General features: G+C 72.3%; 13 protein-coding genes. 2 read left to right on the plus strand and 11 right to left on the minus strand.

Annotation, left to right across the window (positions count from 1 at the left end):
• Window positions 1-3: 3 nt before the first annotated feature.
• From ACQPY4_RS38395 to ACQPY4_RS38445, 11 genes are all read right to left on the minus strand, one after another.
• Complete coding sequence (locus ACQPY4_RS38395) at window positions 4-1,191, minus strand: ABC transporter permease (protein ID WP_433329696.1); 1,188 nt, start codon at window positions 1,189-1,191, stop codon at window positions 4-6.
• A complete protein-coding gene (locus tag ACQPY4_RS38400; RefSeq protein ID WP_433329698.1) occupies window positions 1,188-1,874 on the minus strand; it encodes an ABC transporter ATP-binding protein in 687 nt (228 codons plus the stop codon). The genes ACQPY4_RS38395 and ACQPY4_RS38400 overlap by 4 nt, the downstream gene beginning before the upstream one ends.
• Window positions 1,871-3,199 carry an efflux RND transporter periplasmic adaptor subunit gene (locus tag ACQPY4_RS38405; protein ID WP_433329700.1) on the minus strand — a complete coding sequence of 443 codons (1,329 nt, stop codon included), beginning with the start codon at window positions 3,197-3,199 and terminating at the stop codon, window positions 1,871-1,873. The genes ACQPY4_RS38400 and ACQPY4_RS38405 overlap by 4 nt, the downstream gene beginning before the upstream one ends.
• Window positions 3,200-3,267: 68 nt before the next feature.
• Window positions 3,268-3,684: a hypothetical protein gene (locus ACQPY4_RS38410; RefSeq protein WP_433329702.1), complete on the minus strand. Its 417-nt coding sequence runs from the start codon at window positions 3,682-3,684 to the stop codon at window positions 3,268-3,270.
• Window positions 3,685-3,992: 308 nt separating this feature from the next.
• Window positions 3,993-4,787, minus strand: coding sequence for a pyrroline-5-carboxylate reductase (proC, locus tag ACQPY4_RS38415; RefSeq protein WP_433329704.1), 795 nt, complete (start codon window positions 4,785-4,787; stop codon window positions 3,993-3,995).
• Between the two features lie 223 nt (window positions 4,788-5,010).
• Window positions 5,011-5,931: a proline dehydrogenase family protein gene (locus ACQPY4_RS38420; protein WP_433339200.1), complete on the minus strand. Its 921-nt coding sequence runs from the start codon at window positions 5,929-5,931 to the stop codon at window positions 5,011-5,013.
• A gap of 84 nt (window positions 5,932-6,015) precedes the next feature.
• Window positions 6,016-6,990 carry an LCP family protein gene (locus ACQPY4_RS38425; protein ID WP_433329706.1) on the minus strand — a complete coding sequence of 325 codons (975 nt, stop codon included), beginning with the start codon at window positions 6,988-6,990 and terminating at the stop codon, window positions 6,016-6,018.
• A 431-nt stretch (window positions 6,991-7,421) separates the two neighbouring features.
• On the minus strand, window positions 7,422-8,156 hold the full coding sequence (locus ACQPY4_RS38430) for an ABC transporter permease (RefSeq protein WP_433329708.1): 735 nt from the start codon (window positions 8,154-8,156) through the stop codon (window positions 7,422-7,424).
• Entirely contained in the window at window positions 8,153-8,881 is a 729-nt protein-coding gene (locus tag ACQPY4_RS38435) for an ABC transporter ATP-binding protein (RefSeq protein WP_433329710.1), read from the minus strand. Before ACQPY4_RS38435 ends, ACQPY4_RS38430 begins: the two co-directional genes overlap by 4 nt.
• Before the next feature lie 53 nt (window positions 8,882-8,934).
• Window positions 8,935-9,540, minus strand: a complete 606-nt coding sequence (locus ACQPY4_RS38440) for a TetR family transcriptional regulator (RefSeq protein ID WP_433329712.1) — start codon at window positions 9,538-9,540, stop codon at window positions 8,935-8,937.
• Window positions 9,537-10,421: a sugar phosphate isomerase/epimerase family protein gene (locus tag ACQPY4_RS38445; RefSeq protein ID WP_433329714.1), complete on the minus strand. Its 885-nt coding sequence runs from the start codon at window positions 10,419-10,421 to the stop codon at window positions 9,537-9,539. Before ACQPY4_RS38445 ends, ACQPY4_RS38440 begins: the two co-directional genes overlap by 4 nt.
• A gap of 266 nt (window positions 10,422-10,687) precedes the next feature.
• Between ACQPY4_RS38445 and ACQPY4_RS38450 the strand changes: the two genes are divergently transcribed.
• Window positions 10,688-11,386: a class I SAM-dependent methyltransferase gene (locus ACQPY4_RS38450; protein WP_433329716.1), complete on the plus strand. Its 699-nt coding sequence runs from the start codon at window positions 10,688-10,690 to the stop codon at window positions 11,384-11,386.
• 38 nt (window positions 11,387-11,424) lie between these two features.
• Window positions 11,425-12,477, plus strand: coding sequence for an alpha/beta fold hydrolase (locus ACQPY4_RS38455; RefSeq protein WP_433329718.1), 1,053 nt, complete (start codon window positions 11,425-11,427; stop codon window positions 12,475-12,477).

The following is a 12,477-nucleotide window of genomic DNA, read 5'->3' on the forward strand; positions in this document are numbered from 1 at the left end:
CCGTCACTCCGCGCGCAGCGCCACCACCGGGTCGAGACGACCGGCCCGGCGCGCGGGGACGACGCCGAAGAACACCCCGACGGCCGCCGAGACGGCGAAGGCGAGCGCCGGGGACCACCAGGCGATCGTGGCCGGGACGGGTGACACGGCCGCGATCGTGAGCGCGGCGCCCACCCCGAGGACGATGCCCGCCGCGCCGCCCAGGGACGTCAGCAGCACGGCCTCCACCAGGAACTGGGCGAGGATGTCGCGCTGCCGCGCCCCCAGGGCCTTGCGCAGGCCGATCTCCCGGGTGCGCTCGCGGACGCCGACCAGCATGATGTTGGAGACGCCGACGCCCCCGACGAGCAGCGAGATCGCGGCGATCGCCGCCAGGACGCCGGTCAGCGCGCCGAGCACCGTCCCGATCGTGCCCAGCAGCTGGGTCTGGGTGATCGCGGAGAAGCGCTCGCCCTGGTACTTGCGTTCCAGCGCGTCCACGACCTGCTTCTGGAGGCGCGGGATGTCGCCGCTGGACGTGGCGCGCAGGGCCATGAAGTCCACCCGGTCGACGCCGAACATGCGCTGCGCCGTGGTCACCGGGACGTGCACCTCGGCGTCGCGGGTCTGGCCGAAGGTCTGCCCGACCTCCTCGAACACCCCGACCACGCGAAAGCGCGTCCCGCCGGCGATCGCGAGCTGACGGCCGATCGGGTCGACGTCCCCGAACAGGCGGCGGGCGATGTCGGAGCCGAGCACGACCACGCGGCGCCGCGTCTCGACGTCCACCCGGCTGAGGTAGCGGCCGCGCCGCAGCGGCCGGTCGAACACGTTGCGCAGGTTCTCGTTGGCGCCGACGACGGTCGAGAACGACTCGGTGTGCCCGGCGCGGACGGTCTCACCCGAGTTGATCGCCACCGCGATGCGCCGCTCGTCGCCGACCACGCGTGCGAGGTAGTCGACGTCGTCCAGCCGCATCCGGCTGATCGTGGGGGCCGAGCCGAACGAGAACTCCCCGGGCGCGACGAAGATGATGTTGGATCCGAGGCCCTCGATCTCGTTCTCGACCAGGTCGCGGGCGCCGCTGCCGATCGCGACCAGCACCACCACGGCGGCGACCCCGACCACCACGCCGAACATCGTCAGCGCGCTGCGCAGCCGGTTGATCCGCAGCGCCTCCACCGCGACCCGGAACGACTCGGCGAGCCTCACGAGACGTCGCGCTCGACGCGGCCGTCGCGGATGTGGATCCGGCGCCGGGCCCGCTCGGCGACGTCCGGCTCGTGGGTGACCAGGACGACCGCGACGCCCTGCTCGGCGTTGAGCCGTTCCAGCAGGTCCATGACCTCGTGGCCGGTGCGGGTGTCGAGGTTGCCGGTGGGCTCGTCGGCCAGGACGACCCGGGGCTCGCCGACCAGCGCGCGGGCGATCGCGACACGCTGCTGCTCGCCTCCCGACAGTTGGCCCGGACGGTGCCCGAGGCGGTGCCCGAGCCCGACCGTGGTCAGCGCCCGCGCCGCCCGGCGGCGCCGCTCGCCGCGCGGGACGCCCCGGTACACCAGCGGGAGCGCGACGTTGTCGCGCGCGCTTGTGCGGGCCAGCAGGTGGAACGACTGGAACACGAACCCGACCCGGGCGTTGCGCAACTCGGCCAGCTCGCCTTCAGAGAGGCGGGCGACCTCCCGGCCCCCGATCCGCAGGGCGCCGGAGGTCGGGCGGTCGAGGCAGCCCAGCAGGTGCATGAGCGTCGATTTGCCCGATCCGGACGGCCCCACGATCGCGACGAACTCCCCCGCGTCGATCCGCAGGCTCACCCCGCGCAAGGCGTCGACCTCGACGCCCTCCATCCGGTAGGTCCGGGTGACGTCCACCGCCTCCAGGGCCGGGTCGCTCATGACCCGACGTCCTGGCCGGGCTCCACCGAGTCGGCGCCGCGCACCACGACGCGCTCGCCCTCGCGCAGCCCGTCGACGACCTGCACGGACGTGTCGCCCTGCGCGCCGAGCCGCACCGTGCGGCGGCGGGCCTTGCCCGCGACGACGGCCCACACGGCCGACTCGCGGCCGCTGCTGACGATCGCCGCCGACGGCACCGACAGCACGTTCCTCTCCTCGCGGACGCGCAGGTTCACCACCGCGCTCATCCCCGGCTTGGGCCAGGGGGCCTTGCGGCCGCCGTCCAGGGTGCCGCCGCGCAGCGTCAGCGTGACCTTGTAGGTGACGCCGCCGCCGTTGGATTCCTTGGGCGTGGCGCCGACGCCGGTGACCTCGGCGGTGTACGAGCCACCCGGGACGGCGTCGAACTCCGCGTCGGCCCGGACGCCCTCCTCGACCTGGAGGATGTCGGTCTCGTCGACGTCGGCGGTCAGCGTCAGCCGGGACACGTCGGTGACGGTCACCACGGCGTCCCCCGACGACACGGGCGCACCCGGGGCGATCGAGGCGGCGTCCTTGGCCGCGCCGCCGAGCGAAGCGCCCGCCTGGGCACGCAGCTGCTGCGGGAGCTGACCGGCCAGGTTCCCCAGGCCGGACGGCCCGCCCGCGGGCCCGCCGAGGCTCGCCACGCCGTCGAACGGCGCCTTGATCGTCAGGCCCTGGACGGCGCGCTCGGCGGCCCGCACCGCGGCCCGGGTCTGGACGCGCTGCGCGGCGGTGATCGAGGAGATCGTCGTCCCGATGCTGCCGAGCCCGGCGTTGAGGCGGGCGACGGCGGCCCGCGCGGACGCGGCGGCGGTGCGGTACTCCCCCTCGGCCTTGGTGATCCCGGCCAGGACCAGGGCGCGCTGCCTCAGGTCGGGGATCTTCGCGGCGACCCCGCGCGCGGTGTCGAACCCGTCCTTGGCCGTCCGGTCGGTGCGCCGCTGGAACGACGACAGGTCGATCCCGGCCGGGACGGCACCACCGCCGGACGCCTGCCGGTCGGCCTGCCTGGCCTGGTCGAGTTGCTCGCGCGCGGACGGGGAGTCGACCACCGCCAGGACGTCACCGGCCTCGACCCGGTCGCCGTCACCGACATGGACGCGCCGGATCGCCCCCTCGGCGGGCGACCGCATCGTGGCCGTCGCCCGGGCCGAGACCGTGGCCGGCGCCTCGACGGTCTCGATGACGTCGGCGCGGACGACCCGTCCCAGCCCGATCTTGTCCGGCTCGCCGCCGCCGGTGCACGAGCTGAGCGTCCCGGCGAGCAGGACGCCCACCAGCACCGGGGGGAGGTAGCGCACGAGGGCATCGTAAGAGCGCCCTTACCGTCCCGCCAGACCCTCCGCCCATACGGGCCACATGAGGCTCGTCACGACCGCGCGCGCTCGCCCTCCGGGGACCGCTCGCGTCCGGCGACGAGGAACCCGGCCACCGCCGCCACCGCCGCGATGCCCTCGCCGACGACACTGGCGGTCTTCTCCCAGTACCACATCGGATCGTGCATCTCCGGGAAGGGCCAGATCTCGCCCACGTCGACGTAGTAGTAGAGCAGCAGAGCACCCAGCGCGCTCGCCGCCACCAGGAACGCGACGGCGTACGTCCAGCGACGGGCCACGAAGCAGATCAGCACGGCGACGACGGCCGCGACCACCGCCTGCACCTTGAACAGCGTGTCGCCCCCGATGGCCCCGCCGGGCACGTAGGCCATGTCGGGCGCGTACTTCCAGTGCACGACCGCGTCGACGGCGAGCCCGGCGGCCACGAGCGAACGGAGCAGGATTCCCATAACCCCTACACGTCCAGAACCCCGGTTCCGGCTCAATCCCCGCCCGCTCATCTCAATCCGCCTCCCCCGGGGCCCACCATCAGCCCCGGCCAGTCATCAGCCCCCGGCCAGTCATGAGCCCAGGCCCGACGATCAGCCCCGGGCCCACCATCGGCCTTCGGCCCACCATCAGCCCCCGGCCCACTTTCAGCCTCGGGCCGCCATCAGCCCCCGGCCCGCTTTTAGCCCCCCGCCCGCATCAACCCTCGGCCCGTCCTCAGCCCGGGGCCCGTCCTCAGCCCTCGGGCCGTCATCAGCCCGGCCGCCCATCAGCCCTCGGCCAGCTCGCGGCCTCGGTTGCGGGCCGCCTCGATCGCTTCCAGGACGGCGGCGCGGACGCCGTGGCGCTCCAGCTCGCGGATCGCGGCGATGGTCGTCCCGCCGGGCGAGGTGACGCCCTCGCGCAGCAGCACGGGGTGCTCGCCGGAGTCGCGGAGCATGACGGCGGCGCCGACGGCCGACTGGATCACCATCTCCAGCGCGGCGGCGCGCGGCATCCCGAGCAGGATGCCCGCGTCGACCATGGCCTCGACGAGGTAGTAGAAGTACGCGGGCCCGCTGCCCGACAGCGCGGTGGCGCCGTCCTGGAGCGACTCGGGGATGCGCAGCACCTTGCCGACGGGCGACAGGAGCTCCTCGGCGAGCTTGAGATGCTCCTCGCCCGCGTGGGACCCGGCGGAGATCACGCTCATCGCCTCGTCCACGTGGACGGGCGTGTTGGACATGACGCGGACCACCGGGACGCCGTCCGGCAGGCGCTCCTCGATGAACGCGGTGGTGATGCCGGCCGCCATCGAGATCACCAGCCGTCCCGGCGGGACCAGGGAGCCGACCTCGCCCAGCAGGACGCCCATGTCCTGCGGCTTGACCGCCAGGACGAGGGTGGTGGCGGAGGAGGCGGCCTCGGCGTTGGTGACGACCTCGATGCCGTACCGCTCGCGCAGCAGCGCGCCGCGCTCCTCGCGGCGCACGGTCGCCATCAGCTCCGACGGGCGCCGCCCGGCCCGGAGCACCCCGGACAACAGGGCCTCGCCCATCTTCCCGGCACCCAGAATCGCGATCATGTGCTCTTCCCGGACGGAGGCATCAACGGACGCCTTCAACCCTAGCCGCCGAGTTCACGACAACCCCCGGCCCCGCGCGCGATTGCGTCAACTAACCGAGGAAGCGAAGCCGAAGGCGAGCTTCCCGGTTAGATCGCGAAGCGATGCGGCAATCGCAAAATCACGTTCACCGAGGCGAGCGCAAGCAGGCCGAGATTCCAGTGAACACAGCGCCGGGGTTCTCTTATGAACGCGTGGCCACCGAGCGCATGAAGAACGCGAGGTTGGCGGGGCGTTCGGCGAGACGGCGCATGAAGTAGCCGTACCACTCGCTGCCGTAGGCGACGTACACGCGCACCTGCGCGCCCTGGGCGGCCAGGCGCCGCTGCTCCTGGGGGCGGATGCCGTACAGCATCTGGTACTCGTAGGTGTCGGGGTCGCGCTCGTGCAGGACGGCCAAGGCACTGGCGATGTCGACCAGGCGCGGGTCGTGGGTGGCGAGCATCGGGTAGCCCTTGCCTGCCATGAGCACCTTCATGCACCGCACGTAGGACTTGTCGACGTCGTCCTTGTCGGTGAAGGCCACCGCTTCGGGGGCCGCGTAGGCGCCCTTGCACAGCCGTACCCGGGAGCCCTCGTAGGCCAGCTCGGCGCAGTGCTCCTCCGCGCGTCGCAGGTAGGACTGGATGACCGCGCCCGTGTCGGGGAAGTCGCGGCGCAGCTCGTGCAGGATGCCGAGCGTGGAGTCGACCGTGGTGTGGTCTTCCATGTCGAGGGTGACGGTGGTGCTCGCCGAGCGCGCGGCCGTGCAGATGCGGCGCGCGTTCTGCAACGCGAGGTCCTCGTCGAGCGCCTGGCCGACGGCGGTGAGCTTGAGCGAGACCTCGGCGCGGGGCCCGAGCTCGCTGCCCGCGAGCCGTTCGAGCAGCTCGACGTAGTGCGCCACGGTGGCCTCGGCCTGCGCCTTGTCGAGCGTGTCCTCGCCCAGGACGTCCAGGGTGACCAGCAGTCCCTCACCGGTGAGCCGCTCGGTGCAGTCGAGGGCGTCGGCGACCGTCTCGCCCGCGATGAAGCGGCGGACGACGTCGCGGGTGAGGGGCGCGGTCTCAACGATCTTGCGTACGCCGCCGCTCCGCGAAGCGACCAGCAGGGCCTGACGAAGCACTTCCATCCCCTTTTCCCCCGGGACGACCTTGTCCCTTAGGCGCGGTCCGGCGTCTTCAGGTTAATGCCCGGAAAGGGCTTGCGATCACGACACCTTGCCGCCGGGATTCACCCCGCCGTTGGTCTTGACGTACTCCTCGACCCCGGCGGTCCTGACCGCCTCGAACAGGGCGGACGCCTTGCGGGGGTCGAGCAGGACGACGCTCTGCTTGCCGCGCGCCGCGCTGCCCTTGTTCGGAACGGTCATGAACCGCACGTCCCCGGCCCGCAGCCCGCGCAGGCTGAGCGCCAGCGAGCGCAGATCACCGGCCGAGACCCCGTCGTCCACGCTGATCGACTTGGTGAAGGCGCCCAGGAAGCGGTTGAGCTTGAAGGGGTTGGTGACCGTGCCGCCGTCGGCGGCCTTGGCGGCCAGGGCCCGCAGGAACGCCTGCTGCCGCTTCATCCGGTCGAAGTCGCCGTTCCTGAGGTTGTAGCGCTGCCGGACGAACGCCAGGGCCTTCTCGCCGTCGAGCTTCTGGCGTCCGGCCGTCCAGTGCACCTTCCTGGCCGGGTCGTAGACGCTCTGGGCGATGTCGACCTCGACGCCGCCGACGGCGTCGGTCATGGTCTTGAACCCGGCGAAGTCGATGATGCCGAAGTGGTCGATCCTGACCCGGGTGAGGCTCTCGACGGTCTCAACCAGCAGCGGCGCCCCGCCGAACGAGTACGCGGCGTTGATCTTCTGCTTGCCGTAGTCGGGGATGTCGACCCACGAGTCGCGCGGGAACGAGATCACGTACGCGTTGCTCCGGTCGGCGGGCAGATGCAGCAGCATGATCGTGTCGGAGCGCTGACCGCCGGGCTTCCAGACCTGGTTGCCCTGGCCCGTCGTGGCGCTCTCCGCCCGGGTGTCCGAGCCGACCAGCAGCCAGTTCTCGGTGCCCTTGGCACCCGGGGCCGGACGGTTCCCGGTCGGCATGCTCTTGGGGAGCCGCTTGATGTTGCCGTTCAGGGTGGACTGCCGCTCCCAGATCAGCCCGCCGACCCCCGCGCCGACCAGCAGGACGAACACGACCACCGCGGCGAGGATCCGCCTCGTGTGCCCCTTGCCCGCTGACTGCCTCCCCGGCGCCCCCGGCGGCACCGGCCCACCACCCCCGGACTCGCCACCCCCGGACGGGCCGTCACCGAACAGGGCGGCACTCGATGAGCCGTTGCCGGGCGGCCCGCCACCGGACAGAGCGTCACCCCTCGGCTGGCCGCCGTCGGACGGGCCACCACCCGACGGGCCACCACCCGACGGGCCGCCACCCGACGGGCCGCCACCCGACGGGCCGCCACCCGACGGGCCGCCACCGGACGAAGGGCCACCGAACGGGGCGGCGCTCGACGGGCCTTCGCCGGGCGGAGTGGCGCGCGGGGGCTCCGGGACGGGCGGCGGCGTCGCGCCGGGGCCTGGCGGGTCGAGGGGGGTCATGGCGCCGGAGAGTACCAGCGCCGCCCCCGGGGTCAGGCCGTTCGGCGGGGAAGGGTGGCCGCCCCGAGCACCAGGGCGAGCAGGGCGCAGGCGGCGATGATCATCATGTCGCGGACGAGCGTCCCGCCGACGTCGGGCTCGGCGGCCACCTCCTTCATGGCGTCCACCGCGTACGACAGGGGCAGGACGTCCGAGGTCAGCTCCAGCCAGGACGCCATCCGCTCGCGCGGCACGATCAGCCCGCACAGCAGCGCCTGGGGCAGGACGAACGCGGGCATGAACTGCACGGCCTGGAACTCGGTGCGGGCGAAGGCGCTGGCGAACAGGCCGAGCGCCATGCCGAGCAGCGCGTCCAGCAGCGCGACCACGACCAGCGCCCAGACGGGTCCGGTCAGGTCGAGGTCGAGCCAGGTCAGCGAGATCGTCAGCACCACCCCGACCTGGACGAGCGCGACCAGCCCGAAGGCCAGCGCGTAGCCCATCAGCAGGTCGAGCTTGCCGATGGGCAGGGTCATCAGCCGTTCGAGCGTCCCGCCGGTGCGTTCGCGCAGCGTCCCGACGCTGGTCACGATGAACATGATCACGAACGGGAACAGGCCGAGCAGCATGGGCCCGATGCCGTCGAAGGCGCCCGGCCGGTCGAACACGTACCGCAGCAGGATCATCAGCAGCGCGGGGACCACGACCATCATCGCGATCGTGCGGTGGTCGTGGCGCAGCTGCGCCAGGATGCGGCGCGTGGTCGCCAGGGTGATCGTGAGGTTCATGCCAGGCTCCCGGCCCGCTCGGTGATCAGCTGGAGGAAGGCCCCTTCGAGGTCGGCGGCGCCGGTGCGGGCGCGCAGGGATTCGGGGCTGCCGTCGGCGAGGACGTCGCCCTCGCGCATGAGCAGGAGCCGGTCGGTGCGTCCGGCCTCGTCCATGACATGGCTGGAGACCAGCAGCGTGACGCCCTGCCCGGCCAGGTCGCGGAACAGCTCCCACAGCTCCTGGCGCAGGACGGGGTCGAGGCCGACGGTCGGCTCGTCCAGCACCAGGAGCTCGGGCGAGCCCAGCAGCGCGACGGCCAGGTTGGCCCGGGTGAGCTGGCCTCCGGAAAGGGTCGCCACGATCTGGTCGCGGTGGCGGCCGAGGCCGACCTCGTCGATGACGCGGTCGGTGTCGGCGCGCCTGGCGCCCAGGACGGCGGCGAAGTAGCGCAGGTTCTCGCGCACGCTCAGGTCGGCGTACACGGCCGGCGTCTGGGTGGCGTACCCGACGCGGCGGCGCAGCTCGGGAGAGCCCGCGGGCTCACCGAGCACGGTCACGGTTCCGTCCTTGACGATCTGCACGCCGACCACGGCGCGCATCAGGGTGGTCTTGCCGCAGCCGCTCGGCCCCAGCAGCCCGACGATCGAGCCGCGGGGGACGTCGAATGTCAGCCCGTGCAGGACCTCGCGGCCCCCACGCACCACCCGCAGATCGCGGACGCTCACTGCCTCCAAATAACTCATCACTGTTGAATTTAGGCGCGTGAAAGGGCCCCGTCAAGGGGTTGGGACGAGGGTCAGCCCAGGTACTGCTGGAGGGCCGGGGCGATGAGCTCGACGAGCTCGTCCTCCGAGAGCGAGGCGATCGGCTCGATCTTGAGGACGTACCGGAAGATCATCACGCCGACCATGTGCCCGGCGGCGGCGTCCAGCCGGACCAGCGGGATGTCGTGGATCTCGGCGGCGCGGGCGAACAGGGCCTCGCTGATGAACTCGCGGAAGACCATCGCGGCGCTCTCGTTGGTCATCGCCGAGGAGAGGAGGTTCAGCACGCGCTCGCGGTTGCCGTCGTCGGACCAGATCTCGGTGAACGTCCGCACGACCGTCTCGCCCAGCTTCTCCCGGGGCGCGGCCATGATGCGCGGCAGCAGCTCGGCGGGCTCGATCGGGAACTTCACCGCGGCGACGAAGACGCCTTCCTTGCTGCCGAAGAAGTGGTGCACCAGCGCGGGGTCGACCCCGGCGTCCCTGGCGATGGCGCGCAGCGAGGCGCCGTTGTACCCCTTCTCGGTGAACAGCGCGCGGGCCGAGGCGAGGATCGCCTCGCGGGTCTCGGTCGGGCCGGGACGGCGTCCCGGCCCCCGGCTCGGCTTCCGCCCCCCGGGGTCCGGCGCGGCGGTCACGGCCCGCTCCTTCGGGTCACCTCACCACCGGAGGTGACCTCCCACGTGCGGTCGGCGGCCGCCAGATGGAGCCGGGTGAAGGCCAGGGCCTCGGCGAGGTCCTCCATCCGCTCGGCGCGGCTGGCCGCCCTTCGGGTGTTGACCTCCAGGACGATGTGACCCCGGTACCCGTCGTCGGCGAGCTGTTCGAGCATCTGGCCGCACGGCTGGTTGCCCCGGCCCGGCACCAGGTGCTCGTCCTTGTTGGTGACCCCGACGCCGTCGGCCAGGTGGACATGGCGCAGCCGGTCGCCGAGCTGTTCCGCCATGCCGAGGGCGTCCGAGCCGGAGACGGCCGTGTGGGACAGGTCGAGGGTGACGAAGGGGTAGTCCTGGTCGACGGGGTTCCAGTCGGGCAGGTACATGCCCGCCTCGGCGCCGCGCGCCTTCAGCGGGAACATGTTCTCGACCGCGAACAGCACGTCGGTCTCGTCCTGCATCCTGGCCAGGCCCTCGACGAAGTCGCGGGCGTACTCGCGCTGCCAGCGGAACGGCGGGTGCACCACCACGACCTCGGCCCCGAGCTCCTCGGCGACCTCCTTGGACCGCACGAGCTTGCCCCACGGGTCGCGTCCCCAGACCCGCTGGGTGAGCAGCAGGCAGGGCGCGTGGATGGACTTGATGGGAACCTGGTGGTAGTCCGACAGGCGCCGCAGGACGCTGAGATCCTGCGAGGAGGCGTCGGTCGACACCATGACCTCGATACCGTCGTACCCCAGCAGCGCGGCGATCTCGAAGGCGCTGGGCACCTTCTCCGGATAGGTCGACGCCGTGGAAAGCGTGATCGGCGCGTCCGGCACCCGAATGGCCGGGCCGGTTGCGCCGTTGTGCTGCGGGGTCAAGGCTCCCTCGCCCTTATGTGCTCGCTCGTCAATGTCCGTCGGGTACTCCGCCGGGCTCTGGCGAACCCGGACGGCCGTGGCGGTCGCGCGGGGCCCCAAGGGCTCCTGCCCCGCTCCGCGGCGCTCACGCAACGGAAAGCCTATGCGCCCGCGGCAAGGAAGAAACCCCCGGCCGGGGGTGATCCTCATTTCCCTGAACCAGATTCCGTTCGGCTCCTACAAGGTGAAACGCGGTTTTACCCGTCCTCCGACTACGCTCTGTGCTTGTGGTCGAGATCGCTCCCGGGGCCGTCCCGAGCCCCAATATCTGGAACTCCCCCCAGGTCTACGAGATCGAGAATCGCGCCGCCGACCCCGACGGCGCCATCGAGTCGGCGATGCGGGCCGTCCGGCCCTGGGACGGCGCGACGGTGCTGGACCTCGGCTGCGGCACCGGGTTCCACCTGCCGCGCTTCGCGGCCGACGCGGCGCGGGTCGTGGGCGTCGAGCCGCACGCCGGTCTCGCGGCGGCCGCCCGGCGACGCGCGAAAAACACCCCGAATGTCACGGTTCGTATGGGCTCCGCGCAGGCATTGCCACTTCCGGACGCGTCCGTGGACGTGGCCCACGTCCGCTGGGCGTACTTCTTCGGCCCCGGCTGCGAGCCCGGCCTGGCCGAGCTCGACCGGGTCGTCCGGCGCGGCGGAGCGATCTTCATCGTCGACAACGACGCGACCCGCTCGACGTTCGGCGGCTGGTTCCGGCGCGGGCTGCCGTCCTACGACCCCGAGGCCGTCGAGCGCTTCTGGACCCGCCGCGGCTACACGCGCGAGCCGCTGACGATCCGCTGGAGGTTCGACAGCCGCGACGATTTCGCCGCCGTCCTGCGCATCGAGTTCCCGTCCGACCTGGCCGAGGCCATCCTGGCCGAGCATCCCGGCCTGGAAGTGGACTACGCGATCAATCTGTGGTGGCGTTGCCCCTGAGCCGGACGCGCGCCATTGGAGAGCTGGGGAGGCCGATCATGGGACGGGTCGCCACGACCATCCTCGCCACGACCGCGCTGGGCGCGGGCACCGCGGGGGCCGGGCTCGTCCTCCAGCGGCGCGCCATGCGGCGTCTCCAACTGCGCCCCGACCCGTTCGCGGGCGAGCCGTTCGGCTCCCTGCGCGGACGTCCGGTGCCCGTCAGGGCCGACGACGGCACCCGCCTGCACGCCGAGATCGACGGCGAAGACCGCACCGACCTCGCCGTGGTGTTCTGCCACGGCTGGACGCTCTCCCAGGACTCCTGGCACTTCCAGCGCAAGGCCCTGCGCGGTCTCGGGCGCCTGGTCTTCTGGGACCAGCGCGGCCACGGGCGCTCCGACGGCGGCGACCGGGGCGAGAACGACATCGTCCGCCTCGGCCGCGACCTGGCCGCCGTGATCGACGCGACCGTCCCCGAAGGGACGCCGGTCGTCCTGGTCGGCCACTCCATGGGCACCGTCACCATCCAGCGCTACGCGGACGAGTTCCCCGGCGAAATGGGCCGCAAGGTGGTCGCGGTCGGGCTGGTCAACTCCTCGTCCGGCTCCCTGCACGAGGTCACGCTCGGCCTGCCCGCCCTGCTGGCCCGCGTCACCCAGCGCTTCCTCCCCCGCACCCTGACCACCATGGGCGCGGGCTCCACGCTGATCGAAAGGGTGCGCCATTTCGGCCGCGACGGCGCCCGCCTGTTCCTCGACCGCTTCGTCTTCGGCCCGGACGCCAGCCCCGCGGCCGTCTCCTTCACCGAGGAAATGCTCACCGACACCCGTATGGACGCCGTCCTCGACTTCCTCCGCTCGCTCGTCACCAACCAGGTGATCAGCGAGTGCGAGCACCTCGCCAAGGTCGACACGCTGGTGATCGCCGCCGAGAACGACCTGCTCATGCCCGTCGAGCACAGCCTCAAGATCGTCGCGTGCGTCCCGTCCGCCCGCCTGGAGGTCATCCCGGACGCCGGCCACATGCCCATGCTGGAACGTCCCAGCATCGTCTCCGACCACCTGGGCGACCTGATCGAACGCGCCCGGAAGACCACCACCGTCTCCTAG

Origin of the sequence: Spirillospora sp. CA-294931, assembly GCF_050946795.1 — a bacterium.
In the GTDB taxonomy this organism is placed as follows: Bacteria; Actinomycetota; Actinomycetes; order Streptosporangiales; family Streptosporangiaceae; genus Spirillospora.